This is a genomic window from Nocardioides ultimimeridianus (assembly GCF_054777895.1).
This window is the reverse complement of sequence record NZ_BAAHAB010000010.1, coordinates 85,903-112,467: the sequence shown is the minus strand read 5'-3', so window position 1 is coordinate 112,467 and position 26,565 is coordinate 85,903. Positions and strand designations below refer to the sequence as shown.

General features: G+C 71.9%; 29 protein-coding genes. 16 read left to right on the top strand and 13 right to left on the bottom strand.

Going from position 1 to position 26,565, the window contains the following annotated elements; translation table 11 throughout:
* Positions 1-79 precede the first annotated feature (79 nt).
* The gene (locus ACYU8V_RS11190) at positions 80-343 is read left to right on the top strand and encodes a hypothetical protein (protein ID WP_460847387.1); all 264 of its coding nucleotides are present in this window, start codon (positions 80-82) and stop codon (positions 341-343) included.
* Between the two features lie 29 nt (positions 344-372).
* Here ACYU8V_RS11190 and ACYU8V_RS11185 read toward each other — a convergent pair whose 3' ends face one another.
* From ACYU8V_RS11185 to hisN, 3 genes are read right to left on the bottom strand one after another with little or no spacing between them, the layout of a single operon-like run.
* Positions 373-1,896, bottom strand: a complete 1,524-nt coding sequence (locus ACYU8V_RS11185) for a sulfatase-like hydrolase/transferase (protein ID WP_460847386.1) — start codon at positions 1,894-1,896, stop codon at positions 373-375.
* Positions 1,893-2,324 carry a CBS domain-containing protein gene (locus ACYU8V_RS11180; protein ID WP_460847385.1) on the bottom strand — a complete coding sequence of 144 codons (432 nt, stop codon included), beginning with the start codon at positions 2,322-2,324 and terminating at the stop codon, positions 1,893-1,895. Before ACYU8V_RS11180 ends, ACYU8V_RS11185 begins: the two co-directional genes overlap by 4 nt.
* A 10-nt stretch (positions 2,325-2,334) precedes the next feature.
* The gene (gene hisN, locus ACYU8V_RS11175) at positions 2,335-3,231 is read right to left on the bottom strand and encodes a histidinol-phosphatase (protein WP_460847383.1); all 897 of its coding nucleotides are present in this window, start codon (positions 3,229-3,231) and stop codon (positions 2,335-2,337) included.
* A gap of 62 nt (positions 3,232-3,293) precedes the next feature.
* On the opposite strand from hisN, the gene ACYU8V_RS11170 reads away from it, so the two are divergent.
* The gene (locus ACYU8V_RS11170) at positions 3,294-3,749 is read left to right on the top strand and encodes a DUF2231 domain-containing protein (RefSeq protein WP_460847381.1); all 456 of its coding nucleotides are present in this window, start codon (positions 3,294-3,296) and stop codon (positions 3,747-3,749) included.
* Here ACYU8V_RS11170 and rsgA read toward each other — a convergent pair.
* Both rsgA and aroA read right to left on the bottom strand, forming a co-directional pair.
* Entirely contained in the window at positions 3,743-4,729 is a 987-nt protein-coding gene (gene rsgA / locus ACYU8V_RS11165; protein WP_460847380.1) for a ribosome small subunit-dependent GTPase A, read from the bottom strand. The two genes, ACYU8V_RS11170 and rsgA, sit on opposite strands and share 7 nt — an antisense overlap.
* Positions 4,729-5,991, bottom strand: coding sequence for a 3-phosphoshikimate 1-carboxyvinyltransferase (aroA, locus tag ACYU8V_RS11160; protein WP_460847379.1), 1,263 nt, complete (start codon positions 5,989-5,991; stop codon positions 4,729-4,731). Before aroA ends, rsgA begins: the two co-directional genes overlap by 1 nt.
* 27 nt (positions 5,992-6,018) lie before the next feature.
* Here aroA and ACYU8V_RS11155 point away from each other — a divergent pair, with 27 nt between their 5' ends.
* From ACYU8V_RS11155 to ACYU8V_RS11125, 7 genes are all read left to right on the top strand, one after another.
* A complete protein-coding gene (locus tag ACYU8V_RS11155; RefSeq protein WP_460847377.1) occupies positions 6,019-6,798 on the top strand; it encodes an SOS response-associated peptidase in 780 nt (259 codons plus the stop codon).
* Positions 6,795-7,451: an alpha/beta hydrolase family protein gene (locus ACYU8V_RS11150; protein ID WP_460847376.1), complete on the top strand. Its 657-nt coding sequence runs from the start codon at positions 6,795-6,797 to the stop codon at positions 7,449-7,451. The genes ACYU8V_RS11155 and ACYU8V_RS11150 overlap by 4 nt, the downstream gene beginning before the upstream one ends.
* 69 nt (positions 7,452-7,520) lie before the next feature.
* Entirely contained in the window at positions 7,521-8,198 is a 678-nt protein-coding gene (locus ACYU8V_RS11145; protein ID WP_460847374.1) for a sigma-70 family RNA polymerase sigma factor, read from the top strand.
* Entirely contained in the window at positions 8,195-8,479 is a 285-nt protein-coding gene (gene rsrA / locus ACYU8V_RS11140; RefSeq protein ID WP_460847372.1) for a mycothiol system anti-sigma-R factor, read from the top strand. Before ACYU8V_RS11145 ends, rsrA begins: the two co-directional genes overlap by 4 nt.
* A gap of 34 nt (positions 8,480-8,513) precedes the next feature.
* Positions 8,514-9,344, top strand: a complete 831-nt coding sequence (locus tag ACYU8V_RS11135) for an SDR family NAD(P)-dependent oxidoreductase (RefSeq protein ID WP_460847371.1) — start codon at positions 8,514-8,516, stop codon at positions 9,342-9,344.
* 72 nt (positions 9,345-9,416) lie between these two features.
* The gene (locus ACYU8V_RS11130) at positions 9,417-9,491 is read left to right on the top strand and encodes a 50S ribosomal protein bL37 (protein ID WP_369759046.1); all 75 of its coding nucleotides are present in this window, start codon (positions 9,417-9,419) and stop codon (positions 9,489-9,491) included.
* A gap of 153 nt (positions 9,492-9,644) precedes the next feature.
* On the top strand, positions 9,645-13,517 hold the full coding sequence (locus tag ACYU8V_RS11125; protein ID WP_460847369.1) for a beta strand repeat-containing protein: 3,873 nt from the start codon (positions 9,645-9,647) through the stop codon (positions 13,515-13,517).
* Positions 13,518-13,542: 25 nt separating this feature from the next.
* On the opposite strand, the gene ACYU8V_RS11120 is transcribed toward ACYU8V_RS11125, so the two are convergent.
* On the bottom strand, positions 13,543-14,331 hold the full coding sequence (locus tag ACYU8V_RS11120) for a DUF2785 domain-containing protein (RefSeq protein ID WP_460847368.1): 789 nt from the start codon (positions 14,329-14,331) through the stop codon (positions 13,543-13,545).
* Between the two features lie 78 nt (positions 14,332-14,409).
* On the opposite strand from ACYU8V_RS11120, the gene ACYU8V_RS11115 reads away from it, so the two are divergent.
* Complete coding sequence (locus ACYU8V_RS11115) at positions 14,410-15,894, top strand: histidine kinase N-terminal domain-containing protein (protein WP_460847367.1); 1,485 nt, start codon at positions 14,410-14,412, stop codon at positions 15,892-15,894.
* 84 nt (positions 15,895-15,978) lie between these two features.
* On the opposite strand, the gene ACYU8V_RS11110 is transcribed toward ACYU8V_RS11115, so the two are convergent.
* Positions 15,979-16,233: a WhiB family transcriptional regulator gene (locus ACYU8V_RS11110; protein WP_460847365.1), complete on the bottom strand. Its 255-nt coding sequence runs from the start codon at positions 16,231-16,233 to the stop codon at positions 15,979-15,981.
* 179 nt (positions 16,234-16,412) lie between these two features.
* On the opposite strand from ACYU8V_RS11110, the gene ACYU8V_RS11105 reads away from it, so the two are divergent.
* Positions 16,413-16,820, top strand: a complete 408-nt coding sequence (locus ACYU8V_RS11105) for a hypothetical protein (RefSeq protein WP_460847363.1) — start codon at positions 16,413-16,415, stop codon at positions 16,818-16,820.
* On the opposite strand, the gene ACYU8V_RS11100 is transcribed toward ACYU8V_RS11105, so the two are convergent.
* The 4 genes from ACYU8V_RS11100 to sodN all read right to left on the bottom strand — a co-directional run bounded on the left by ACYU8V_RS11100 (position 16,793) and on the right by sodN (position 19,271).
* Positions 16,793-17,599, bottom strand: coding sequence for an RNA polymerase sigma factor SigF (locus ACYU8V_RS11100; protein WP_460847362.1), 807 nt, complete (start codon positions 17,597-17,599; stop codon positions 16,793-16,795). The two genes, ACYU8V_RS11105 and ACYU8V_RS11100, sit on opposite strands and share 28 nt — an antisense overlap.
* An 8-nt stretch (positions 17,600-17,607) precedes the next feature.
* Positions 17,608-18,036, bottom strand: coding sequence for an ATP-binding protein (locus ACYU8V_RS11095; RefSeq protein WP_460847361.1), 429 nt, complete (start codon positions 18,034-18,036; stop codon positions 17,608-17,610).
* Between the two features lie 93 nt (positions 18,037-18,129).
* Positions 18,130-18,744: a hypothetical protein gene (locus tag ACYU8V_RS11090; protein WP_460847359.1), complete on the bottom strand. Its 615-nt coding sequence runs from the start codon at positions 18,742-18,744 to the stop codon at positions 18,130-18,132.
* 125 nt (positions 18,745-18,869) lie between these two features.
* On the bottom strand, positions 18,870-19,271 hold the full coding sequence (sodN, locus tag ACYU8V_RS11085) for a superoxide dismutase, Ni (protein WP_460847357.1): 402 nt from the start codon (positions 19,269-19,271) through the stop codon (positions 18,870-18,872).
* A gap of 64 nt (positions 19,272-19,335) precedes the next feature.
* Here sodN and ACYU8V_RS11080 point away from each other — a divergent pair, with 64 nt between their 5' ends.
* The 4 genes from ACYU8V_RS11080 (at position 19,336) to ACYU8V_RS11065 (ending at position 23,507) form a co-directional block, all read left to right on the top strand.
* Positions 19,336-19,668, top strand: a complete 333-nt coding sequence (locus ACYU8V_RS11080; protein WP_460847355.1) for a S24/S26 family peptidase — start codon at positions 19,336-19,338, stop codon at positions 19,666-19,668.
* Positions 19,669-19,726: 58 nt separating this feature from the next.
* Positions 19,727-20,914 (top strand): NAD(P)-dependent malic enzyme, encoded by a 1,188-nt coding sequence (locus ACYU8V_RS11075; protein ID WP_460847353.1) that lies wholly within the window; start codon positions 19,727-19,729, stop codon positions 20,912-20,914.
* 24 nt (positions 20,915-20,938) lie between these two features.
* Positions 20,939-21,907 (top strand): zinc-binding dehydrogenase, encoded by a 969-nt coding sequence (locus tag ACYU8V_RS11070; protein WP_460847351.1) that lies wholly within the window; start codon positions 20,939-20,941, stop codon positions 21,905-21,907.
* A gap of 112 nt (positions 21,908-22,019) precedes the next feature.
* On the top strand, positions 22,020-23,507 hold the full coding sequence (locus ACYU8V_RS11065) for an MDR family MFS transporter (protein ID WP_460847349.1): 1,488 nt from the start codon (positions 22,020-22,022) through the stop codon (positions 23,505-23,507).
* A 53-nt stretch (positions 23,508-23,560) separates the two neighbouring features.
* Here the strand turns inward: ACYU8V_RS11065 and ACYU8V_RS11060 are convergent, their stop codons facing one another.
* Together ACYU8V_RS11060 and ACYU8V_RS11055 are read right to left on the bottom strand one after the other, a co-directional pair.
* Positions 23,561-24,628, bottom strand: a complete 1,068-nt coding sequence (locus tag ACYU8V_RS11060; RefSeq protein ID WP_460847347.1) for an alpha/beta fold hydrolase — start codon at positions 24,626-24,628, stop codon at positions 23,561-23,563.
* 42 nt (positions 24,629-24,670) lie between these two features.
* Positions 24,671-25,300 (bottom strand): TetR family transcriptional regulator, encoded by a 630-nt coding sequence (locus tag ACYU8V_RS11055; RefSeq protein WP_460847346.1) that lies wholly within the window; start codon positions 25,298-25,300, stop codon positions 24,671-24,673.
* Between the two features lie 128 nt (positions 25,301-25,428).
* On the opposite strand from ACYU8V_RS11055, the gene ACYU8V_RS11050 reads away from it, so the two are divergent.
* The gene (locus ACYU8V_RS11050) at positions 25,429-26,565 is read left to right on the top strand and encodes a ferredoxin reductase (protein WP_460847344.1); all 1,137 of its coding nucleotides are present in this window, start codon (positions 25,429-25,431) and stop codon (positions 26,563-26,565) included.

The window sequence follows — 26,565 nt, the reverse complement described above, 5'->3', positions numbered from 1 at the left end:
AACCGCCTGACAACCGTTCGGCTGCCCGTGCCTGCACGAGGTCGCCGTGGCGCCGCCCGCGGTGCGGCACACTGAGCACGTGATGTTCTGGACGCTGCGCCCCGAGAGCTGGGTCGGCTGGGCGCTGATGGCGCTCAGCGCCGCTATCACCGTCTACGCGCTCGTCGTGATCGCGCGTGACGCGCGACGTCGCCGGTTCAACGGCTGGGATCTCGCGGCGCTCGCGTTCGTGGGCCTCGGCGGACCGGGCGCCGCGCTGGCGTTCGTCGCCGCGCATGACTTCTTCGAGCTCCGCGCGCGGCGCAAGGCGGACCGCTCGCGGCACGCGCGCGTCGCTTCCTGACCAGGACCCGGCCGGGGAGTCGAGCGGCCCTACGGCCGGGGCTCGGGCAGCGGCCCGAAGACCTGGTTGCAGTCGGCGCCGGAGCAGGTCGACAGCTGGTCGAGGCGACCCTGGAGCGCGGTGCGGATCTCGGCATAGCGCGGGTCGTTGAACACGTTGACCAGGCCGTGCGGGTCCAGCCGCCGGTCGAACAGCAGGCCGGAGGTGGGCTCGCTCGGGTTGACGGCGTACAGGTAGCGGTTGGTGGTCACGCCGCGGTACGCGAACCCGGGGCTGCTGTCGTCCACCGCGTCGCCGGTCTGCACCAGGAGCGTGTCGCGCAACGGCGGCGACCGGAGGATGTCGAGCAGGCTCAGGCCGTCCTGCGGCCGGCCGGCATATCCACCCGCGATCTGGAGGTACGTCGCCGGCAGGTCGACCAGGCTCACCGGGACCGCGGACTCCGTGCCGGACGGGAAGTCGGGCCCGGTCGCCACGATCGGGACCTGCAGCGACTCGTCGGTGATCCAGTTCTTGCCGTGCAGCCGGTGCTCGCCGAGGTTGAAGCCGTTGTCGGAGACGAACACGATGTCGGTGTCGGCGAGCTCGTGGGTACGCCGCAGCGTGCGCACGATCCGCGCCACGCCGTCGTCGACCGAGCGCAGCGCACAGATCCGGGCACGCGACTCGGTGACGTAGTCCGACGCCGGCAGGATCTTGCTCCACATCGACGCCGGCAGCCCGTTGACGGTGCGGGTCAGGAACGCCGGGTCGTTGAGGTAGCCGGGCTGGAGCGAGTCGCACGCGTGCTGGTACGCCGGCGCCGGGACCGGCAGCGAGAAGCCCGAGGCGTCCACGGCGTCATGGGGTGCGAGGTAGTTCGAGACGACGTAGAACGGCCGGCCCGAGTCGTGACCGGCGCGGATGGCCCGGTCGGTGAAGCGGGTCGTCGTACCGGCGACGTAGCCGTGGATCACGTGACCGCCGTAGTAGCGGACCGCGTGGTAGTCGTAGACGTCGTGGACGGCCGCCTTCCACATGTTCCAGCCGCGGATCCGCTCCTGGCCGGTGTAGGAGTTGAGGTACTTCCCGACGAACGCGGTGTAGTAGCCGGCACCCTGCAGCCAGGCGCCGAGGTTGTCGTCGGGATCGATGAGGGACGGGAAGCCGCCGTACGGACCGGTGTTGTGGTGCACGCCGTTGTTCTGGGCGTACTCGCCGGTGGTCAGCTCGGCGCGCGCCGGGCAGCACATCGGGTGCGGCGAGATGGCGCGGGTGAACCACACGCCGCGGTCCACGATCAGCCGCTGGACGTGCGGCAGGTAGGCCAGCTCGTCGGTGCGCATGTCGTCGGTGACGATCATGACGATGTTGTGCTGCTTGGTATGGACGGCCGGGGAGGGCACGAGCGGCGGCTGGTGCAGCACGCCCGGGGTGGGCGACGGCGCCACGTGCCGCGGGGGAGAGAGCAGCACGACGAGCGTCGCCGCAGCCGCCGTCAGCAGGATCGCGACGACGGCGAGGATGAGCCGGCGCGTCGAGATGTCGGCGCGCTGGTGGTGCGGGGCGCTCAACCCTGGTGCACGTAGCTGTCGAGCTGGTCGCGCTCGAACTGCAGCTGGTCGATCTTGTGCTTCACCAGGTCGCCGATGCTGACGATCCCGACGAGGGCGCCGTCGTCGAGGACGGGGATGTGCCGGAAGCGGGCGGTCGTCATGACGCCCATGACGTCGTCGAGCGAGTCGTCGGGGGTGCAGGTGCGCACGACCTCGGTCATGATCGCGCCCACCGTGTTGTTGACGACCGTGCCGTCGGCGTGGAGGTGCCGCACGACGTCGCGCTCGCTCACGATCCCGTCCAGGGACGTGCCGTCGCTGCTGACGATCACGGCGCCGATGTTGCGCTCCGACAGCACCGCCAGGAGCTCGCGGACACCCGCGTCCGGCCGGATCGTCACGACCTCGGGGAAGGGCTTGGCGTGGAGGACGTCACCGATGCGCATGGGGACGACGTTACTCCGCCGGGGTTCCGGTGTCGCCGGAATCGGGGCGGCGGCGCGACCGCAGGTCGGACACCGACCCCGGCCCGTGCTGCGGCCAGTCCGGGTCGTCGTCGGTGCCCGCCACGCTCCCGACGAACGCCAGCGCGGCGTCGTGCAGATGCCCGTTGGAGGCCAGCGCGTTGCCGCCCCAGGGGCCGTCCTCGCCGGCGAGCGAGGTGAACCGGCCGCCGGCCTCGCGCACGATGATGTCGAGGGCGGCCATGTCGTAGACCTCGAGCTCGGGCTCCACCGCCAGGTCGACGGCGCCCTCGGCGAGGAGCATGTAGGACCAGAAGTCGCCGTACGCCCGGGTGCGCCAGCAGCGGCGCATCAGCGCCAGGAAGTCGTCGCCGAGCCCGGCGTCCTCCCAGCCGCCCAGCGAGGCGTAGGACAGCGAGGCGTCCTGGAGGCGGCGTACGTCGGAGACCTCGCAGCGGGTCGGCTTGATCAGCTTGCCCGTCCACGCGCCGCCGTCCTTGACCGCCCACCAGCGCCGCTGCAGGGCGGGCGCCGACACGACGCCCAGCACGACCTCGCCGTCGACGGCGAGCGCGATCAGGGTCGCCCACACGGGGACGCCGCGGACGAAGTTCTTGGTGCCGTCGATCGGGTCGACGATCCAGCGCCGCTGGGAGTGGCCGGAGGTGCCCTGCTCCTCACCGGTGACCGCGTCGCGGCTGCGTGCCTTGGCGAGGGTACGCCGGATCGACTCCTCCACGGCGCGGTCGGCATCGGTGACCGGCGTGAGGTCGGGCTTGCTCATCACGTGCAGGTCCAGCGCCTTGAACCGCGTCATCGTCAGGGAGTCCGCGTCGTCGGCGAGCAGGTGCGCGAGCCGAAGGTCGTCGGTGTAGTCGGTGCCAGCCACGGGCCCACCCTAGTAGTGGCGAAGTCCCGCAGGAGCGGGCCCGCGACGGGCATGCTGTGCCCATGACCGCCGACGGCCTGCCGCTGCACCCGCTGATCGTCCACCTGACGGTGGTCGCGCTGCCGGTGACGGCGGTGGTGGCGCTCATCTACGTCTTCCGGGTCAACACCGGCCGGCGGTTGCAGCAGCGCGACGAGAGCAAGCTGCGACTGGCGCTGATGGTCCTCGGCCTGGTGTGTGCCGCCCTGGTCTGGCTGACCAGCCGCAGCGGCCAGGACCTGCGCTCCGAGCGGGGGTTCCCCACCTCCTTCGTGCACGACCACGAGCGGTGGGCGAGCCTGCTGTCGCTGGCGACGTACTGCTTCGCCGTCCTCGCCGTCGTGGTCGGCCTCCGTGACCAGCGGGCCGACTGGCTCCGGGGCCTGCTGCACGCGCTGCTCATCGTCGGAGCGCTCGCGATCGTCGTGCTCTGCTACCTCACCGGCGAGGCCGGCGCCCGGATGGTCTGGGCTCAGTAGTCCGTGACCGAGCGGGCGGCCAGCAGCCGCCGGAAGGACGAGACGCGGTCGGCGTCGGCGTCGCCGCGCTCGATCGCCTCGTCCAGGCCGCACTCGGGCTCGTCCTCTCCGTGGGTGCAGCCGCGCGGGCAGTCCTCGGTCATCTCGTCGAGGTCGGGGAACGCCTCGATGAGCTGCTCGGGCTGCACGTGCGCGAGCCCGAAGGACCGGATGCCGGGGGTGTCGATGATCTGGCCGGCGCCGTCGGGCAGCTCCAGCAGGTACGCCGAGGTCGAGGTGTGCCGTCCGCGTCCGGTGACCGCGTTGACGTGGCCGGTCTCGCGGCGGGCCTCGGGCACCAGCGCGTTGACCAGGGTCGACTTCCCGACGCCGCTGTGCCCGACCAGCACGCTGGTGTGGCCCTCGAGCACCTCGCGGATCGCGGCCAGCTCGGCGCCGCGCTGCGTGACGACGTACGGGACCCCCAGCGCGCGGTACGTCGCCAGCAGCGACTCGGGGTCCTTCAGGTCGGCCTTGGTCAGGCACAGCACCGGCTTCATGCCCGAGGCGTACGCCGCCACCAGGGCCCGGTCGATCAGCCGCGGCCGCGGCTCGGGATCCGCGAGCGCGGCCACCACGACGAGCTGGTCGGCGTTGGCGACGATGATCCGCTCGACCGGGTCGTCGTCGTCCGCCGTACGCCGCAGCGTGGTGGTGCGGGGCTTCACCTCGACGATGCGCGCCATCGTGCCGTCGTTGCCCGACACGTCGCCGACGACGCGCACGTGGTCACCGACCACGACCCCCTTGCGGCCCAGCGGCCGCGCCTTCATCGCGTAGACGGACCGGCCGTCGATGAGCAGCGTGAAGCGGCCGCGGTCGACGGTGATGACCAGCCCGTCGACGGCGTCGTCGTGGCTGGGGCGGTCCTTGGTCCGGGGGCGGGTACGCCGGCGCGGTCGGTCGTAGTGCTCGACGTCGTGCTCGTCGTACCGCGCCATCAGAAGAGCCCGGCCCAGAAGGTCGCGAAGTCGGGGAAGGTCTTGCCGGTGGTGGCGATGTCCTCGACCTCGACGCCGGCCACCGCCGCGCCGATGATCACGCCCGCCTGGGCCATCCGGTGGTCGGCGTAGGTGTGGAAGACCCCGCCGTGCAGCGGCGCGGGGCGGATCTCCAGGCCGTCGTCGAGCTCGGTGACGTCGGCGCCGAGGGCGCCCAGCTCGCGCGCCAGCGCGGCCAGCCGGTCGGTCTCGTGGCCGCGGATGTGGGCGATGCCGGTGAGCCGCGAGGGGGTGGTGGCCAGCGCGCAGAGGGCGGCGACCGCGGGCGCGAGCTCGCCGACGTCGTGCAGGTCCAGGTCGACGCCCTCGAGCGTCGCCGGGCCGGTCACCGTCAGGCCGTCGGCGGACAGCGAGACCGAGCAGCCCATGTCGGCGAGGATCTGGCGCAGCGCGTCGCCGGCCTGGGTGGTGTGCCAGGGCCAGTCGCGGACCGTCACGGTGCCGCCGGAGACGGCGGCGAGGGCCAGGAAGGGCGCGGCGTTGGAGAGGTCGGGCTCGATCGTCTCGTCGTGCGCCTTGATCGGGCCGGGCGCGACCGCCCACCGGTTCGCGTCGGCGTCGTCGACCTCGACCCCACGGTCGCGCAGCATCGCGACGGTCATCTCGATGTGGGGCAGCGACGGGATCGGCTTGCCGTCGTGGCGTACGTCGACGCCCTCGTCGAACCGCGCCCCGGCCAGCAGCAGCGCCGACACGAACTGCGAGGACGCGCTCGCGTCGATCACCACGGTGCCGCCCCGGACCGAGCCGGTGCCGGTGATCGTGAAGGGGAGCCGGTCGCCCTCGGAGATGTCGATGCCCAGGCCGCGCAGGGCGGTGAGGATCTCGCCCACGGGCCGGTTGCGCATGTGCTCGTCGCCGTCGAAGGCCACCGCGCCGCTCACCAGCCCCGCGACCGGCGGCACGAACCGCATCACGGTGCCCGCCAGGCCACAGTCCACGCTCGTGCCGGTCGGGGTCCCGGACAGCGGCGTCACCGACCAGTCCACGCCCTCGGTGTCGACCGTCGCGCCCAGCGCGGTCAGCGCCCGCGCCATCAGCATCGTGTCGCGCGACCGCAGCGCCCGTCGTACGACGGAGGGCCCGTCGGCCAGCGCCGCCAGGACCAGCGCGCGGTTGGTGAGCGACTTGCTGCCCGGCAGCCGCACCACGGCCTCGAGTCCGGGGGTGGCGACGGGAGCGGGCCAGAGGTCGGTAGTCATGTCCCGCGAGAGTCTACGGTTGGTCTCATGTGCGGTCGCTACGCATCCAGCCGCTCCCCGGAGGACCTGGTCGAGGAGTTCGACGTCCTGGACCCGCGGATCGAGGCGCCGCTGGCGCCGTCGTACAACGTGGCGCCCACCGACAAGGTCTATGCGGTGATGGAGCGAGCGCGGACCGAGGAGGACGGCACGAAGGGCGACCCCGTCCGGCAGCTCCGCGAGCTGCGCTGGGGCCTGGTGCCGTCGTGGGCGAAGGACGCGAGCATCGGCAGCCGGATGATCAACGCCCGGCTGGAGACGGCCGCGGAGAAGCCGGCCTTCCGCAAGGCCTGGGCGAGCCGGCGCTGCCTGCTGCCGGCCGACGGCTACTTCGAGTGGTACGACACCCAGCAGACCACCGCGAAGGGCAAGCCGGTCAAGCAGCCCTTCTTCATCACCCCGGCCGACGGGTCGGTGCTCGCCATGGCCGGTCTCTACGAGATCTGGCGCGACCGCAGCCTGCCCGACGACGATCCCGAGGCGTTCCGCTGGAGCTGCACGATCCTCACCACCGAGGCCGAGGACGAGATCGGGCGGATCCACGACCGGATGCCGCTGATCGTGCCCCGTGACCGGCGCTCCGACTGGCTCTCGCCGGCCACGACGCCCGACCACCTGACGGAGCTGGTGGTGCCGGCCCAGCAGAGCGGGCTGCACGCCTTCCCGGTCTCGCCGGCGGTGGGCAACGTCCGCAACAACAGCCCCGAGCTGGTCGAGCCGCTGGCGGCCGAGGGCGTCGAGGATGACGACGAGGGAGGCCTGTGGTGACCGAGAGGCTCATCGACACCGAGTACGGCGAGGGCCGGCTGGTCACCCACCGCGCGACCCGCCCGATCGCGACCCTGCTGCTCAGCCACGGCGCCGGCCGCGGCATCGACGCACCCGACCTCGAGGCGCTCGCCATCGCGCTGCCGCGGCTCGGGGTCAGCGTGCTGCTTTGGGAGCAGCCCTGGGTCCGCGCGGGCCGGAAGGTCGCCAGCCCGCCGGCCACCCTCGACGCCGGGCTGCGGGCGGCCGCCGCGACCCTGCGACCGAAGACCCCGCTGGTCGTGGGCGGCCGCAGCGCCGGCGCCCGCTCGGCCCTGCGCTGCGCGGCCTCCCTCGGCGCACGAGCCTGCCTGGCCATCTCCTTCCCGCTGCACCCGCCCGGCAAGCCGGAGCGCAGCCGTCTCGACGAGCTGGTCGCCGGCGGCGTACCCACGCTGGTGGTGCAGGGGGAGCGCGATCCGATGGGGCGGCCCGAGGAGTTCCCCGACCCGCTCCCGGCGGGGGTCGCGATGGCCGTCGTACCGGCCGCGGACCACGGCCTGAAGGTTCCCAGGGCCGCACCGCTGAGCCAGGAGGACGCCTTCGACCTGGTGGTCGAGTCGGTGGCCGAGTGGCTGATCCGCGACGTCATCGGGAATGACAGCGACCGATGAGGCGTTCCGGTTCACATGATGGCGACGTTGGAGCGGCCCGCGACGGGTGGAGCCGTAGGCTTGGGCACGATGCCCGATACTCCTGACCTCACCTCGCTGGACCTCGACCTCGACGACCTCTCCGCCCTCGAGGCCGAGGAGATCGACGTCGCGACCGAGACCCCCGAGGCCCGCGCCGCGCGGTTCGAGCGCGACGCCCTGCCCTACCTGGACCAGCTCTACTCCGCGGCGATGCGCATGACGCGCAACCCCGCCGACGCCGAGGACCTGGTGCAGGAGACCTTCGCGAAGGCGTTCTCCGCGTTCCACCAGTTCCGCCCGGGCACCAACCTCAAGGCGTGGCTGTACCGGATCCTGACCAACACCTTCATCAACTCCTACCGCAAGAAGCAGCGCCAGCCGCAGCAGTCGCTGACCGGCGACAGCGGTGACGTGGAGGACTGGCAGCTCGCGCGCGCCGAGGCGCACACCTCCGGCGGCCTGAAGTCCGCCGAGATGGAGGCGCTCGAGCACCTGCCCGACAGCCAGGTCAAGGACGCCCTGCAGCGCCTGCCCGAGGAGTTCCGGCTCGCGGTCTACCTGGCGGACGTGGAGGGCTTCGCGTACAAGGAGATCGCCGAGATCATGGACACCCCGATCGGGACGGTCATGTCCCGCCTGCACCGCGGTCGCCGCCAGCTGCGCGACATGCTCTCGGACTACGTCAGCTCCGGCGGAGACGCCCCGCTCGATGGAGATGCCCGATGAGCACCCACGGCCACGACCACCCCAGCGCTGCCGAGGAGGCCGACTGCGTCGACTTCCTGGACCGCATCGTCCGGCTGATCGACAACGAGCTGCAGGAGGGCGACTGCGCGATCGTGCGCGCCCACATCGACAGCTGCAACCCGTGCCTGGAGCGCTACAACCTGCAGCGCACCGTCAAGGCCATGGTGGCGCGGTCCTGCTCGGAGCAGGCGCCCGCCGACCTGCGGGAGCGGGTCCGGATCCAGATCTCGCAGATCAAGGTCCAGATCACCGAGTCCTAGTCGGGGGCACCGCGCCTGCGCGAGGATGAGCGCCATGAAGACCGTCCTCATCACCGGCTGCTCCTCGGGCATCGGCGCCGCGACCGCGTCCCTCCTCGCCGAGTCCGGCTGGGAGGTCTGGGCCAGCGCCCGCCGTCCCGAGACGCTCGCCGACCTCGAGGCCGCGGGCTGCCGCACGGTCGCCCTCGACGTCACCGACGAGGACTCGATGACCGCCGCCGTACAGACGGTGCTGGACGGCTCGGGCCGCATCGACGCCCTGGTGAACAACGCCGGCTACTCCCAGTCGGGCGCGCTGGAGTCGGTGGACGTCGCCGACGTACGCCGCCAGTTCGAGACCAACGTGTTCGGCCTGCTGCGCCTGACCCAGCTGGTGCTGCCGACGATGCGCAAGCAGCGCTCGGGCCGGATCGTCAACATCGGCTCGATGGGCGGCAAGATGACGTTCCCGGGCGGCGGCGCCTACCACGCCAGCAAGTACGCCATCGAGGCCATCTCCGACGCGCTGCGCTTCGAGGTCGGCGGCTTCGGCATCCAGGTCGTGCTCGTCGAGCCGGGCCTGATCACCACCGAGTTCGACGCCAAGGTCGCCGCCGGCATGCCCGAGGGCGAGGGTCCGTACGTCGCTTTCAACGCCGCCGTCCTCAAGGCCACCACCGAGGCGTACGCCGGCCCGATGGCCAAGCTCGGAGGGCCGCCCGAGGCGGTGGCGAAGGTGATCGCGAAGGCCCTCGGCGCGCGGAGCCCCAAGCCGCGCTACACGGTCACGCCCTCGGCGCCGGCGGCGATGCTGACGCGCCGCGTTCTGGGCGACCGGGGCTGGGACCTCGCCATGAAGGCGCAGTTCCCGCAGCCGCGTCCCTGAGCCCGGTGGGGGCCGATTTCGGTCCCGTCGCGGATGCTGGGACACTGGCCTGAACCGTACGTAGGAGGAACCATGGGCAAGACCGGCCGCAAGCGCCGCGCTCGCAAGAAGAAGGGCGCGAACCACGGCAAGCGCCCCAACGCCTGAGCGCTGTCGACGTCGACGAACCCCGGACCATCGGTCCGGGGTTCTCGCATGTCCGGAGGAGAATTTTGCTTTCGGGTGTGACGGCCGCCACGGGCTGCTAGCGTCCCCGGCGTTCGGCTCCCACCGTCTCGGGCACAACCCCAGAGGTCCTCCATGCCCGTTCCGCATCCTCTGCGCCGCCTCGCGGTCGCCGTCTCCCTCGCCGCCGCCACGACGGGGACCGCCCTCGTCGCGGCCGGACCGGCTCACGCCGCCTCCACCTGGTGGGTGGCCACCAACGGCAGCGGCACGAGCTGCACCCAGGCGGCACCCTGCGCCACCGTCACGACCGCCCTGACCAAGGCGGCCGCCGGCGACACCATCGACGTCAAGCCGGGCACCTACACCGACCGGCCGATCATCACCAAGGCGATCACCATCGCGGGCACCGGACCGGGCGTCGTCTTCCAGGGCACCACGAACACCAGCAACGGCTGGGCGATGACGGCGTACGCCACTGCCTCGACCCCGATCAACCTGTCCCAGTTGACGCTGACCGGCGGCCACTACGTCAACGGTGGCACGTTCCCGATCTTCTTCGGCGCCGTCACGGCGACCGACGTCGACATCACCGGCGGCGGCGCGACCAACGGCGCAGGCAGCTTCGTCAGCAGCGGGTCGCTCTCCATGATCCGTGGCTCGGTGAGCGGCAACACCGCCACCGCGGCCGCCGGCAACCAGGGCTGGGGCGGCGGCATCTACGTGGCCGCCACCGGATCGCTCAGCCTCAGCGGCACCACGGTCGCCAACAACACGGCCGACGGCAACAGCACCTCGATCGCGCTCGGCGGCGGCATCCTCACCGTGGGCCCGACCTCGATCGCGAACAGCACCTTCCGCAACAACGCCACGACGTCGTCGCTCAACCTCGGCTACGGCGGCGGTCTGTACGCCGGCAGCGCGGGCCTCAGCGTCACCGGCTCGACCTTCTCGGGCAACACCGCGTCGTACGGCGGCGCCGTCTCCAACAACCGCGCCATGACCCTGCAGGGCGACACCTTCGACGCCAACAGCGCCCTCGGCGGCGGCGCGATCTACGCCAACGCCGGCACCACGCTGACCGGCGGCGCGATGACCAACAACAAGGCGACCTCGAGCTACGGCGGCGCGGTCTGGGCGGCCGGCGGGCTGTCCCTGGTCGTCGACGGCACCGACGTCGAGCGCAACTCGGCGGCGGTGGTGGGCGGTGCCATCGCGACGACGAGCGTCGCGAGCGGCGCCAGCGCCGGCTCGGTCACCGCGACCATCCGCAACGGCGCGACCATCAGCGCCAACACCGCGCCGTCCGGCGCGGGGATCTACAACGCCACCACGCTCACCGTCGACCGGTCGACGCTGTCGGGCAACAACGCCTCGAACCAGGGCGGTGCGCTCTACAACGGCTCCTCGACCGCGTCCGACGCACAGACGGCGACGATCACGGCGAGTGACCTGACCGGCAACACCGCGGGCTTCGCGGGCGGCGCCATCTCCAACCTCGGCACGCTGACCCTCACCGGCGGCTCGTTGGGCGGCAACTCGGCCGTCGCGGGTGGCGCGGTGGTGAACGCAGGCACCGCGACCCTCTCCTCGACGACGGTGACGGGCAACACCGCCACCTCCCTGGGTGGCGGCGGGCTGTTCAACGGCGCCCGGCTGACCGTCTCCGACACCACCCTCGACAACAACACCGCGACGCACACCTCCGGCAACACCAGCGGCCTCGGCGGCGCGATCTACAGCGGCGCGACGGCCGCCAACAACACCTCCCAGCTGACGGTGAGGCGGTCGACGATCTCGCACAACCAGGCGTACGCCGGCTCCGCGATCAGCGCGTACTCGACCGGCACCAACGACGTGAACCAGGCGTCGGTCTCCGACTCGACGATCACCGCGAACAGCGCGTCGTCGACCAGCGGCGCGATCTTCGGGATCGGCACCACGCTCTCGGTCGCCCGCTCCACCCTGACCCAGAACACCGTGGCCGCGAACGGCTACAGCGTGCTGTCCTTCGCCGGCTCCACGGTCGGGGTCACCGGCTCGATCATCTCGGGCAACGCCGCGAGCGCCTGCTACGCGGCCGCGAACGACGGCGGCAGCAACCTGGTCGGACCCGGTACGTCGACCTGCGGCCTCGGTGCCGCCGGCCCCGACCCGCAGCTCGGTGCGCTCGCCGCGAACGGCGGTCCGACGAAGACGCAGCTGCCCGGCCCGGCCAGCCCGGCCCTCGACCGGATCGCCGCCGGCACCACCTCCTCGGTGAGTGACGCGGTCACCGGCACACCGGTGGCCCTCTGCGCGGGCACCGACCAGCGCGGCACGGCCCGCCCGCAGGGCGCGCGGTGCGACATCGGCGCGGTCGAGGCCGACCAGGTCGTCCCGACGGTCAGCGGACCGGCCCAGGTCGACGTCACGGTGGGCAGCGCGAGCGGCTCCACGACGTACACCTCGACGGGGAGCCCGCAGCCGACGCTGTCGGCCACCGGGCTGCCCGCGGGCCTGAGCCTCACCGACGGCCACGACGGCACCGCCACGCTCTCCGGCACGCCGACCGGCCCCGGCGGTCGCTACACCGTCACCGTGAACGCGACCAACGAGGCGGGCACCGGCACCACGTCGGTCACGGTCGTGGTGCACCAGGCGCCCACGCTCTCCGGCCCGTCCTCGGACACCTTCACGGTGGGTCAGGCGGGTGGGCCCGACGTGTTCACCCAGACCGGCGGCTACCCGGCGGCGACGCTGTCGACCGGCAGCACGCTGCCCGACGGCGTCACCTTCACGCCGGGCGTCGACGGGGACACCGGCAGCGGAACCATCGCCGGCACCCCGGCCGCGGGCTCCGGCGGCGTCTACCCGATCACGGTCACCGGCAGCAACGGCACCGGACCCGACGCGACCTGGCCGTTCACCCTGACCGTCGACGAGGCGCCGTCGCTGTCCGGCCCGGCCGCGGCGACGTACACCGCCGGCACGGCGGGCAGCACCGACCTGACCGTCGGTGGCTTCCCGGCCCCGACGCTGTCCGCGACCGGCCTGCCCGCGGGCCTGCACACCACCGGACACGGGGTCGCGGGCACGCCCGCCGCCGGCTCCGGCGGTGAGTACGACGCCACCGTCACCGCCACCAACGGCATCGGCTCCGACGCCACCCACGCCCTGCACCTCACCGTCGACGAGGCACCCTCCGTCGCCGGGCCGCAGTCGGTGCGGATGGTCACCGGGCAGTCCGCCACGGTCTCGTACGCCGCCGCCGGCTACCCGGTTGCCGGCCTGGCCCTCACCGGCTCCCTGCCGGCGGGCGTGACCTTCCACGACAACGGCAACGGCACGGCCATCCTGTCCGGCACCCCGGACACCGCCGCGACCGGCAGCTACCCGGTCACGATCACCGCGTCGAACGGCATCGGCCGCGACGCGTCGTACGACGTCACGATCGAGGTGGTGCCGCCGGTCGCGATCACCACCTCGGCGCTCGGCGACGCCACCTACGGGTCGAGCTACGACGCGGTGGTGACGGCGACCGGCGGGCTGCCGCCGTACACCTTCACGGTCGTCTCCGGCTCGCTCCCGGCGGGCCTGACGATGGGCACCGACGGGCACATCACCGGCTCGCCGACCGGGGACGCGGGCAGTTCCACGTTCACTGTCCGCGCGGCGGACTCCGGCGGCCAGGCCGTACAGCGGCAGCTGTCGATCACCGTCGCGAAGGGCGCCACGACCCTGGTGGGGCCGCCGGTCATCCTCGGCAACGGCCTCAACGTGGGCACGATCAGCGCGACGCTGACCGGGGGAGTGCCGTCTCACGGCATCGCCGGGCAGACGATCACCTTCAAGGCCAAGACCACGGTCCTGTGCACGGCGGTGACCGACGCGAACGGCTACGCCGCCTGCAACCCCGGCCTGCTCACCACGCTGCTGCAGCCCCTCCTCAACACCAACCTGGTGGGCTCCTACGCCGGAAGCAGCAAGTGGCTGCCGTCGACGGCCCAGATGGGCCTGCTGGCCTGACGACCGATGCGGGAGCCCCGCCCGATCAGCCCAGCAGGTCCGGGTGGAGCTCCCGCAGGAAGTCGACCAGGGTCAGGACCAGGTCCGCGCGGATCGGCGGCGGCTCCTGGCCGAGCGCGAGCACGAGGTAGAGCGAGCGCAGGAACGCGTCGGCGTTGAGCCCGGCGGGCGCCGGCCGGTCCCGCAGCGCGCGGGCGCCGATCCGGGCGGCCCAGCCCTCGACCTCGTCAAGCAGGAGCAGGTTGCGCCGCAGCAGTCGTACGGCGGCCAGCGCCAGCCGGTCCGCCTCGGTGCCGCGCCACGGCTCGGCCGCCTCGACGACGACCCGCTCGCCGAGCACGTCGAGCACCGCACGCAGCTCGCCGCGGCCGCAATGCGGCGACGCGACCAGCTCACCGAGCGCGTCCGCGCCCGCGCCGACGGCGCCGGCACCCAGATCGCGCTCGGCCAGCAGCCACGTGGCGATCCGGTCGCCCCACTCCAGCACCTTCTGGCGCGGCACCAGCGTCCGCCGGTTGTCGCGGGCGAGCACGGCGCCCAGCACCACCGCCGAGGACGTACGCCGCAGCGCGGCCCGGTCCGCCGGCCGGGTCGCGGTCAGTCCGGTCGCGATCCCGTCGCCGAGACCGACCATCAGGTCGTCGTACACGCCGCGCCCGATCCAGGTCGTCAGCACGGGGACGGCGACCTCGTCGCGCAATGCGGGGTCAGGGTCGCCGAGCAGGCCGGTCAGCTCGGCCGTCAGATCGGCCAGAGCCGGGCCCTCGGGCACGCGGAAGTCCGCCGCCGGCACCCGTCGCCAGTCCACCACCATCAAGGCCCTCCACGGCCACTTCCCCCACGAGCACGATCCCCGGGACGCCATTGTGCCTGATGGCCTAAGGTCGCCCACGTGCCGACCCTGCCAGCCATCGCGCGGCGCCACACCGCCCTCGGCGATGCCGACGTGGCGTGGCTGCAGCTGCTGCTGGCCGACTGGCAGATCATCGCCGACCTGTCCTTCGCCGACCTGGTGCTCTGGCTGCCGGACCGGCGCGGGGAGGGGTTCTGGGTCGGCGCGCAGGTGCGCCCGACGACCGGCCCGACGGCGTACGTCGACGACATCGTGGGCACCTCGCTGCCGCCCGGGCGGCGCCCGCTCGTCGACGCGGCGTACGAGCTGGGCCGGATCATGCGCGAGGGCGACCCCGAGTGGCGCGACGACGTGCCGGTGCGGGTCGAGGCGGTCCCCGTGCGCCGCGACGGGCGGGTCATCGCGGTCGTCAGCCGTACCACCAACCTGCTCGGCATCCGCACCCCCAGCCGGCTCGAGCTGAGCTACCTGCAGACCGCGGGCGACCTGAGCAAGATGATCGCGGCCGGGACCTTCCCCGCCGCGGGGCAGCGCAGCGACCACGCCGACTCCCCGCGGGTCGGGGACGGCTTCCTGCGCGTGGACGCCGCCGGCCGGGTCGTCTACGCCAGCCCCAACGCACTCTCGGTCTACCGCAAGCTCGGGCTGACCGACGACCTCGCCGGCCACGTGCTGGCCGACCTGACCCGCGACCTGGTCCCGGCGCGCTGGCGCCCCGATGAGGAGACCCTCAGCGCCGTCCTCGGTGCCCGCGCCTCACGCGACCTCGAGCTCGGTACGCCGGGACCGGCCGGCGCCGGCGAGGGGGCCGTGCTCATCGTGCGGTCGATCCCGCTGCGCTCGGGGGAGGAGCACGTGGGCGGGCTGATCCTGGTCCGCGACGTCACCGACCTGCGCCGCCGCGACCGCGAGCTGGTCACCAAGGACGCCACGATCCGCGAGATCCACCACCGGGTGAAGAACAACCTGCAGACCGTCGCCGCGCTGCTGCGGCTGCAGGCGCGCCGGATCGGACCGGGGGAGGCCGCGACGGCCCTGGAGGAGGCGGTACGCCGCGTCGGCTCGATCGCCATCGTGCACGAGACGCTCAGCCATGCCGTCGAGGAGACGGTCGACCTCGACGAGATCGCCGACCGGCTGGCGCGGCTGGTGACCGACGTCGGGGCGGCCGTGGCCCGGGTCGGGGTGCGACGGGAGGGGCGCTTCGGCGTACTCGACTCCGAGCGGGCCACCGCGGTCGCCATGGTCGTGATGGAGCTGATGCAGAACGCTGCCGAGCACGGCTACGAGGCCGGCGACGAGGGCGTGGTCGTCCTCGGGGCCGAGCGCACCGAGACCCAGCTGCTGATCCGGGTCTCCGACGACGGGGCCGGGCTCCCGGCCGGCTTCGACCTGGACACCACCAGCAGCCTGGGGCTCTCGATCGTGCGCACGCTGGTCGAGTCCGAGCTCCGCGGCTCGCTCACGATCGTGAACGCACCCAGCGGCGGCACACTCGCCGAGGTCACCCTGCCGCTGGATTGAGCGGCAGATGTCTTGCCGGCAGACCAAAGGCTGGACCTACGCAGGCCAAGCAAGGCGCCGATCAGCGGCGACGAGCTCGCGCCATCAAACTGTGGTGCGCACCCTCGCTCGAGCGTTGCGGCGCTTGAGGGCGCGGCGCTCGTCCTCGCTCAGGCCACCCCAGACACCGTGGTCCTGCCCAGCCTCGAGGGCCCACGCCAGACACTGCTCGCGCACGTCACAGCGTCGGCAGACCTGCTTCGCCTCCTCGATCTGGAGGATGGCGGGGCCGGTGTTGCCGATCGGGAAGAACAGCTCCGGATCCTCGTCGAGGCATGCGGAACGGTGTCGCCAATCCATGGGTGGAGATTTCCTCTTTCTAGCTGATCGTGCCCGTCGATGTCCGGGCACACGTGAAACCGCAAAAGTGAACGGTTTCACGATCGCCCCACAAGGTTTCCAAGGAAACGGTCTGGAATCAAGGGTTACGCCCGGTCGGTTATGTCACAAGCAAGTTTCGGCTTCTCTAGAGTGGCCCGGTGCCCGAGCCCCGTCCGACCGCCCCGCCGCCCCTCGTCGTCGCCTCCGCGCTCACGACCATGGAGGGTGTCGGCCTCATCATCGGGGCCGTGTTCGAGCTGGCCGACATCTCCTCGGGCCGCGCGTCGCTGGCCGTGGCGATGGCCGGGTGCTTCGGTGCGTACGGCGTCGCACTGGTCATCGGGGGGCTGGCCCTGCGCCGCCTGGTCACCTGGCCCCGCGGCCTGGCGCTGATCACCCAGCTGATCATGCTGGGCCTGGCGTGGGGTCTGCGGCACCACCCGCTGGACGCGATCGCGATCGGGGTCGTGGGAGCGATCGCGCTGGCCGGCATCATCCATCCGGCGAGCATCGAGGCGCTCGAGGGGAGCCGGGGCCGTCAGGACTCCTCGGACTCCAGCGACTGACGCAGCTGGGCGAGGGTCCGGGTCAGCAGCCGGGACACGTGCATCTGCGAGACGCCGATCTCGGCGGCGATCTGGGACTGGGTCATGTTCTTGAAGAAGCGCAGCATGAGGATCTTCTTCTCGCGTGGGGGAAGCCCCTCGAGCAGCGGCCGTACCGAGGCACGGACCTCGACCTGGTCCAGGGCCTCGTCCTCGATGCCGATCGCGTCCAGCATGCTCGGGCCGCCGTCGTCGGAGTCGTCGCCGGCGTCCAGGCTCAGCGTGGAGTAGGCGTTGCTGGACTCCAGGCCCTCGATGATCTCCTCGACCGAGCAGCCGATCGCGGTGGCGAGCTCGGCGGCGGTGGGGGAGCGCCCCAGCTTCTGGGTCAGCTCGGCGGTCGTGCCGCCGATCTGCATCCGCAGCTCCTGCAGCCGGCGCGGGACGCGGATCGCCCACCCCTTGTCGCGGAAGTAGCGCTTGATCTCGCCCAGGATCGTCGGCGTCGCGTACGTCGAGAACTCCACGCCGCGCTCGAGGTCGAAGCGGTCCACGGCCTTGATCAGCCCGATCGTGCCGACCTGGACCAGGTCCTCCATCGGCTCGCCGCGGTTGCGGAACCGGCGGGCGCAGTGCTCGACCAGCGGCATGTGCAGGTGGACCAGCGAGGTGCGGTGCTCGCCGCGCTCGCTCTCCGGGCACTCCGGGTCGCGCAGCTGCGCGAACAGGGCAGCGCTGCGTCGTTTGGTCTCGTCGATCGTGCCCGTGGGCAGATCGCCTTCCCGAGAGGTGATGGCCATGTCGTCGGTCAGGCCACCGCGGTCTCGAGCGTGGAGGTCGCCACCAGCCGCACCGAGTAGCTCCCCGCCACCGAGACGATGTCGGCCTCGGAGGTCAGCGTGGCCAGCACCTGCCAGCCGAAGCTCTCGTAGTCGGGCGCCTCGGGGGCCTCGGCGGGAGCGGTGATGGTCAGGGCGAGCTGCGAGGGGTGCAGGTCGAAGCGGCAGACGAGCTCGCTACCGATGTCGGCCTGGTCGAGCACCATCGCGACGGCCTCGCTCACGGCGATGCGGAGGTCCTCGATGTCGTCGAGGGTGAAGTCGAGGCGTGCGGCGAGACCTGCGGTGAGGGTGCGGAGGACGGAGACGTAGGCACCGCTGGCCGGCACCCGCAGCTCGACCCGCGCGTCGTCGGCCGCCTGTGTTCCGTCGATGGTCGCGCTGCTGGTCTCGGGCATCGGGTCCTCCACGGTCTGGGGTTGAGAGCTCCGCTGGTACGAGCCTACGACAACGACCGCACCCGCGTGGAGGGGTGCGGCCGTCGTACGTCCTCAGATCAGCTGGTCGAGCAGGTTGGTCAGGTCGCCGAGCCCGATGGTGGTGAGCAGGTCGGTGAGGCCGAGCCCGTCCAGGACCTGGGTGAGCACGCTCTGGAGGGCGGAGGTGTCCAGCCCGTCCGCCGCGCCGATGACGGCGTCGCAGAGCGCCTGCGCGCCGGGCACCTGGGCGCACAGCTGGCCGATGCTCAGGTCGCTCGGGATGCTGAAGGCGGCGGTCGCCAGGGCGTCGCAGATCGCCTGCGGGAGGCCTGCGTCGCACAGCGACTGCACGGGGCTGGCTGCGGTCACCGTCGGAGCGGCGTCCTGATCGCGCTTGCAGGCGTCACGGGACTCGCGGGCGTCGGCCAGCCGCTCCTTGGCGTGGGCGACGTGCCGCTTGGCCGCCGCGACCTTGTCCGCGCGGTGCGCCTGGTGGTGCGCGTGCTGCGTCCTGCGCAGCGCCCGCTCGGCCCGCGCGAGGTCGTGCCGGGCGCTGTTGACCCAGGCCTGCTGGTTCGCGCAGGCGGCCGGGGTGGTGGCGGCCTGGGCGCTGCCCGGGCCCGCCGTGAGGGTGAGGCCGGCGGCGAGCGCGAGGCTCACCAGGATCTTGATCAGGACGCGATGCATCGCGGGGTGTCTCCCTCCGGATGGGACATGGGCCCTCCCGATCGGTCCGCGCCGCGTCGTACCTGAGCAAAAGCAGGACCGCGCCCACCGCACAGCGGTGGACGCGGTCCCGGAGGAGCGGGTGCTCAGGCCTTCTTGGTCTCCCAGAAGATCGTGGAGATCTCCTCGATCTTGGCCAGGAGCTGGTCGGCGACCTCGAGGTCGAGGGTGCCCTTGGTGCCGGCAGCGCCGGCCAGCTTGGTGGCCTCGTTGACCAGCGTGTGCAGCTGCGGGTACTTCTCGAAGTGCGGCGGCTTGAAGTAGTCGGTCCACAGCACCCACAGGTGCTCCTTCACCAGGTTGGAGCGCTGCTCCTTGATGATGATGGCGCGGGTGCGGAAGTCGGGGTCGTCGCTGTCGAGCGCCTTGGCGATGACGGCGCGGACGGACTCGGCCTCGATGCGCGCCTGGGCGGGGTCGTAGACGCCGCACGGCAGGTCGCAGTGCGCAGAGACCTCGATGGTCGGGGCGAAGAGTCGCTGGAACATGCGGATCCTCTCAGTCGGTCGTGGGGACACAAGGGGAGTGTCGTTCACTGCGACACTACTCGGCGTGAGGAGTGGGGCAACGGGGGGTCGGGCGCTCGGCTTCGCGCTCGTGCGCGGCCCGTCCATGCAGCCGACGCTGCGGGAGGGCGATCGCCTGCTCGTGCGGTACGGCGCCACGCCGGCGCCCGGGCGCGTCCTCGTGGTCAGGTACGCCGACGGCGTGGTCGCGGTGAAGCGGGCCGTCGAGCGGCGTCGGCACGGGTGGTGGGTGCGGGGCGACGCCTCCGACGAGGTGGCTCCGGGCTCGGTCGACTCCCGGTACTGGGGCGAGATCCCCGATGCCGACGTACTGGCCGTCGCCCTGGCCCGGGTGTGGCCCCGTCCGCGCCTGCTGTGACCGGGCTCATCATGAGACCGCCCGACCGGGGCGGAGCGGTGTGGGAGACTCACCCCTTGTGGCTGACGCAGTTCCTACCTCACACCCGCGTGCCGGTGATCCGGTCTTCGACCTCCATGTCGGGGGGAAGCTCGCGACGGTAGCCACGGCCGAGGTCGGAACCCGTGAGCAGCTGTCGCTGGCCTACACCCCGGGAGTGGCCGACGTGTGCACCGCGATCGCGGAGGACCCGTCGCTGACCCGCTACTACACCTGGGTCCCGAACACGGTCGCCATCGTCACCGACGGCACCGCCGTCCTCGGCCTCGGCGACATCGGTCCCGCCGCGGCGATGCCGGTGATGGAGGGCAAGGCCGTCCTGTTCAAGCAGTTCGGCGGCGTCGACGGCATCCCGATCTGCCTGGACACCACCGACACCGAGGAGATCATCGAGACGGTCGCGCGGCTGGCGCCGAGCTTCGGCGGCATCAACCTCGAGGACATCTCCGCCCCGCGCTGCTTCGAGATCGAGGACCGGCTCAAGGAGCGCCTCGACATCCCGGTCTTCCACGACGACCAGCACGGCACCGCCGTGGTCAGCCTGGCCGCGCTGACCAACGCGCTGCGCCTGACCGGCCGTACGCCCGAGTCGACCCGCGTCGTGATCTCCGGTGCGGGCGCGGCCGGTGTCGCGATCGCCAAGATCCTGCTCGCCGCGGGAATCAAGGACATGGTCGTGACCGACCGCAAGGGCGTCGTGAGCTCCGCGCGGACCGACCTGACCCCGGTCAAGCGCGACCTCGCCGCCATCACCGCGGACGTGCACGGCCGCTCCGGGACCCTCGCCGACGCCTTCGCCGGCGCTGACGTCTACATCGGCGTCTCCGGCGGCACGATCCCCGAGGAGATCGTGGCCACGATGGCCGACGACGCGATCATCTTCGCGATGGCCAACCCGACGCCCGAGGTGCACCCCGACGTCGCGCACAAGTACGCGCGCATCGTCGCCACCGGGCGCTCGGACTTCCCGAACCAGATCAACAACGTGCTGGCCTTCCCGGGAATCTTCCGCGGCGCCTTCGACGTCAACGCCACGGCGATCACCGAGAACATGAAGGTCGCTGCCGCGAACGCCCTCGCCGAGCTGGTCGGCGACGCGCTGGCCGAGGACATGATCATCCCCACGCCCTTCGACCCGCGGGTGGGTCCGGCCGTGGCGGCCGCGGTGGCCGCGGCGGCGCGGGCCGACGGGGTCGCACGCGCCTGATCGCGGCTCGATAGCGTGGGCGTCATGTTCGCCGTCTACGCAGAGTCGTTCAGCACCGACAACCCGCTCGACGGGCTGGTGATCGGGGAGCGTCCCGACCCGGTCGCGCCCGACGGCTGGACCACGGTCACGGTCAAGGCGGCCTCGCTGAACCACCACGACCTGTGGTCGCTGCGCGGCGTCGGCCTCAAGGCCGAGGCGCTGCCGATGATCCTGGGCTGCGACGCGGCGGGGTACGACGAGGACGGCAACGAGGTCGTCGTCCACGCCGTCGTGTCCGATCCCGCGTGGAGCGGCGACGAGACCTTCGACCCGAGGCGCTCGCTGCTCTCCGAGCGCTACCAGGGGACGTTCGCCGACAAGGTGGTCGTGCCGCGGCGCAACGTGGTCCCGAAGCCGTCGTCGATGTCCTTCGAGGAGGCCGCCTGTCTGCCGACGGCCTGGCTGACGGCGTACCGGATGCTCTTCACCCAGGGCGGGCTCAAGGCCGGCGACACCGTGCTCGTGCAGGGCGCGGGCGGCGGCGTGGCCACGGCGCTGATCACCCTGGCGCGAGCCGGAGGCCTCAAGGTGCTCGCCACCAGCCGTGACGAGGCCAAGCGGGCGCGGGCGCTCGAGATCGGCGCGCACGAGGTCTACGGCTCGGGGGAGCGGCTGCCGGCCAAGGTCGACGCGGTCATGGAGACCGTCGGCCGCGCCACCTGGGCGCACTCGATCCGGTCGCTGCGGCCGGGCGGCAAGCTCGTCATCAGCGGTACGACGTCCGGGCCGAACCTCGACGACGCCCTGCTCACCAACATCTTCTTCCTGCAGCTCAGCGTCATCGGATCGACCATGGGCACCCGGGACGAGCTGGCCTCGCTGGTGACCATGCTGGACGCCACCGGCGTGCGGCCGCTCATCGACCGCACGCTTCCCATGGAGCAGGCGCGCGACGGGTTCGCGGCGATGGCCGCCGGCGACGTCTTCGGGAAGATCGTGCTCACGCGCTAAAGAATTCGCCCGATGTCGGTGGTCTCGGGAAGCATGGGCATGTCGAAATGCGTTGGGCCCGTTCGTAGACCTGGTGAACGCATTCCGCTCGCCCACGACCTGAGGACCTGACATGACTGCGCCCACCGAGGCAGACGACCTCGCCCCCAAGGCCTTCGAGGAGTACGACGCCGAGCTCGAGGCAGAGCTCGCCAGCGGGAAGACCCCGCTGGTGATCAAGCTGCTCGTCGCGTCCACGTTCGTGGTGATCCTGAACGAGACGATCACCGTCAACGCGATCCCGAAGCTGGCCGACCACTTCGACATCACCCTCGCCAGCGCCGGCTGGGTGACGACGGTGTTCATGCTGACCATGGCCGCGCTGATCCCGCTCACGGGCTGGTTCCTGCAGCGGGTGAGCACCCGCACGGCGTACGCCTCGGCGATGATCGCCTTCACGACCGGCACCGTCGTGGCCGCCGCGGCCCCGACCTTCGGGTTCCTGCTCGCGGGCCGGGTCATCCAGGCCAGCGGCACCGCGGTGATGATGCCGCTGCTGATGACCACGCTGATGACCGTCGTCCTGCCCCAGGACCGCGGGCGGGTGATGGGCCAGGTGACCCTGGCGATGTCCGTGGCGCCCGCCATGGGCCCGGCCGTCTCCGGCCTGGTGCTGCAGACCGGCAACTGGCGGATGATCTTCGTGGTGGTCCTGCCGATCGCGGCCGTCGTCGGCTTCTCCGGCTACCGACTGCTGGAGAACATCGGCGAGCCGAAGAAGTCCTCGGTGAGCTGGATCAGCGTCGTCCTCGCCGCGCTCGGCTTCGGCAGCCTGGTCTACGGCCTGAACAAGGTCGGCCACGCGAACTGGACCGAGCCGACGGGCATCATCGCGGTCGGCGTGGTCCTGGTGACCCTGTTCGTCCTCAACCAGCTGCGCCTGCAGCGCTCCGGCACGCCGCTGCTGGACCTGCGCACGCTGAAGCACCCGACCTACGCCAAGTCGCTGATCCTGATGGCCGCGGCGTTCCTGGGCTTCTTCGGCTCGATGATCCTGCTGCCCGGCTACCTGCAGAACCTGCGCGGCCTCAGCGCTCTGCAGAGCGGCCTGGTCGTGATGCCGGGCGGCCTGGCCATGGGTCTGCTCGGGCCGCGGGTCGGCAAGGTCTTCGACCGTCTCGGCTCCCGCCCGCTGGTCATCCCCGGCGCGATCGGCATGGTCGCCATGCTGCTGCTGCTCAGCCAGATCGGCACGGGCACCTCGTTCTGGCTGATCATCCCGATCCACGTGGTCCTGATGTCCTGCCTGGCAGCGATCTTCACCCCGGTCTTCTCGCTGGGCCTGGGCGACCTTCCGCAGCAGCTGTACTCCCACGGCAGCTCCCTGCTGGGCACGCTGCAGCAGGTCTCCGGTGCGATCGGTGCTGCGCTGCTGCTGGTGATCCAGAGCAACCGCGCCACCAGCCTCACCCACTCCGGGCACTCCCCGGCCGACTCCTTCGTCGGGGGCTTCGAGGCGGCGCTGCTCACCTCGGCCGCCCTCGGGCTGATCGTCGTGGTGATGGCGCTGCTGCTGCCGGCCCGTCCGGCCCAGGTCGAGGGCGCTCCGCAGGGCCACTGACCCGAACGCGAAGGAGGCCGGACCCGATGGGTCCGGCCTCCTTCTGCTGTGCCTCAGCGGGCGAGGAACTCGTCCAGCAGCGGCCAGCTGACCTGGGGCGCGGTGACGCCCGCGATCAGACCGAGGTGGGACAGGCCGTCGGCAGCGGCGTACGTCGCCCCCGGAACGACCCCGACGCCGGCCCGGACCGACGGGCCGGGGCCGATGTTGTCGGTGGTGGAGCCGATGAACAGCACCCGGGTGTCGATGCGCGACAGCTCCACGACGCGCTCACGGCTGAGCTCGACGCGGCCGGTGGCGAGCTCGTTGCGGGTCATCAGACGGCTGTGGATCTGGTGGTAGGCCCGGCCGGGGTAGCCGGGCATCGAGCCGATGAAGTCGTCGACCGCCTCGGTGCGGCTGAGTGCCTCGACGTCGAGGATGTTCTTGGCCAGGAAGACGGCCTTGGTGAGCTCCCGCTTGGGCGCCATCGCGCGGTAGGAGGTGCGCACCACCTGCTTCGGCACTCCGCCCATCGCGGCGGTCGGGAGGGTGGTGAGCCAGGTGCCGAGGTGCTTGTCGAGCATCGCGAACGGCTTGGTCGCCGGGTTCAGCGAGTACTCGATCGGGGTGCCGAAGGCGGTGATCGACGCGATCGGCAGCTCGGGGTGCGACGCGGCGGTGAGCAGGCTCATCGTGCCGCCCAGCGACCAGCCGACCACGTCGACCTCGCCGTTGCCGTGGGCCAGGGAGACCGCGTCGATCGCCGTGGGCAGGATGTCGTCGATCCAGTCCTCGAAGCCCATGGCGCGGTCGGCGAAGCCGATCTCCCCGTAGTCGATGACGTACGTCGCCCTGCCGCTCCCCACCAGGTGCGCGGCCAGGCTCTGGCCCGGGCGCAGGTCGTAGCAGCGGATCGAGACGGCCAGCGGCGGGACCAGCAGCACCGGACGCGTGCCCGGCGCAGCGTCCGGGGCCGCATCGGGGGCGGCGTACCGCATCAGGTGGCGGTGGGGGAGGTCGTAGACCGTGGTGGTGGCGAGGCCGTCGTACCTCTCGATGCCGTCGCCGAGCGGCGAGATCGCCCAGGCGTTGCGGACGGCCTGGCTGGTGAGGGTGGTGAGGCTCTGCAGGGTCGGCACGGACTCATGGTCCTGTCGCGGTGGCCGCGGGTCCAGCCGGCGTCAGCGTGACGAGTCCCACTGCCGCGCACCGATGATCAGCATCCGCACCTGGATGCGTGCCTGCTCGGCGACCGCGCGCTCCGCCGACGAGCCGGGGGCGGTGGCGATCAGCCGCTCGGCGGCAGCGACGAAGGTCGTGACGATCAGGTCGGAGAGCGTGCGCAGGTCGTCGGTGGACCACGGCTGCACGGCGGGCATCCGGGCGAGGTCGGTGGCGAGCTCGTCGACGAAGCGGGTCAGGTTGGTGCCGATGGCCTCCCGGACGGCGGGTGGGCCGGCGAAGCGCTCGCGCACGATGAACGCGAAGTGGTCGTGCTGCTTGCGGACGTGGTCGGCCATCGTGGCCAGCGAGCTGTCGATCAGGTTGCCGAAGGCCGGGTCGGTGTTGGTGCGCAGATCGCGCAGCATCGCCCGCAGACTGGCGAAGGAGTCGTCGACCAGGGCCAGGCCGAGGTCCTCGATGGAGTCGTAGTGCCGGTAGAAGGCGGTCGGGACGATGCCGACCTGCTTGGCGACCTGGCGCAGCGAGAGCGCCGCGAGGGGGACCTCCGTGCACAGCTGGAGGGTCGCCTCGAGGATCGCCTGGCGCGTGCGCTCCTTGCGCTCGGCGCGGGATCCGGTCTCACTCACCCCCTGATCATAGTCGGTGTACATGTGTGCACCATCACCGTGTGTCGCGGTTGACCGGGGATGGCCGCTCGGGAGAGTCTTTGGGTGTACGGATGTACACCCAAACTTTCGACCGAGAGGAGACCGCGATGTCGGTCCTCACCGAACCAGTGGCCCGGGTCGGCTCGCGCCTGGCGCGCTCGCGCCTCGCCGCCGCCCTGGCCTCGCCGCACAGCGTCGACACCTACCTCGCCCAGTTCAACCCGATGTGGGCCGCGCACGACGTGCGTGCCCGGATCGAGTCGATCCACCGCGAGACCGACACCGCCGGCGCGCCCGTCGCCACCCTGACCCTGCTCCCGACGCGCACCTGGCGCGGCCACCGGGCCGGCCAGCACGTGCTGGTCGGCGCCGAGCTGCCCGGCAGCTCCAAGCGCGTCACCCGCGCCTTCACGATCTCCTCGGCCGCCTCGCTGCCCGGCGAGACCATCACGCTGACGATCCGCTCCAACGCCGAGGGCCAGCTGTCGTCGTACCTCGTGGACGGCGCGCAGGTCGGCGACATCCTGCACCTGAGCCAGGCGCAGGGCGAGTTCACCCTCGACGAGTCGCCCGCGACGCCGACCAACAACCACCTGCTGTTCATCACCGGCGGCTCCGGCATCACCCCGGCGATGTCGATGGTCCGGACCCTGCTGCGCGACGGGTACGACGGGCACGCCGGCCGCAAGGTCACCTTCGTCCACTACGCCCGCAGCGCCGAGGACCAGATCTTCGCCGACGAGCTCGCGCAGATCGCCGCCGCCGACAACGGCGTCGAGGTCCACCTGCACCACGGCGACCTGTTCAGCGACTTCGGGCTGCGGCGGATCGTGCCGGCGTACCGCACCACCGACACCTACCTGTGCGGTCCGGCCGGGCTCGTCGAGCTCGTCACTGAGGCCTACACGACCGACGGCGAGGTCTCGCCGAAGCTGCGCACCGAGTTCTTCAAGCCGGCCGTGCTGCGCGCGGCCAAGCCGGGGGAGACCGCCACCGGCGAGATCACCTTCACCCACAGCGGCCGCACCGTCGAGAACGACGGCGCGAGCCTGCTGGAGCAGGCCGAGGCCCTCGGCCTCAACCCGGAGTCGGGCTGCCGGATGGGCATCTGCTTCTCCTGCACCCGCACCAAGACCAGCGGCTCGGTCCGCAACGTCCTCACCGGCGAGGAGTCCTCGCTGCCCGACGAAGACATCCGGCTCTGCGTCTCCACCGCTGCCGGCGACTGCCACATCGACCTCTAG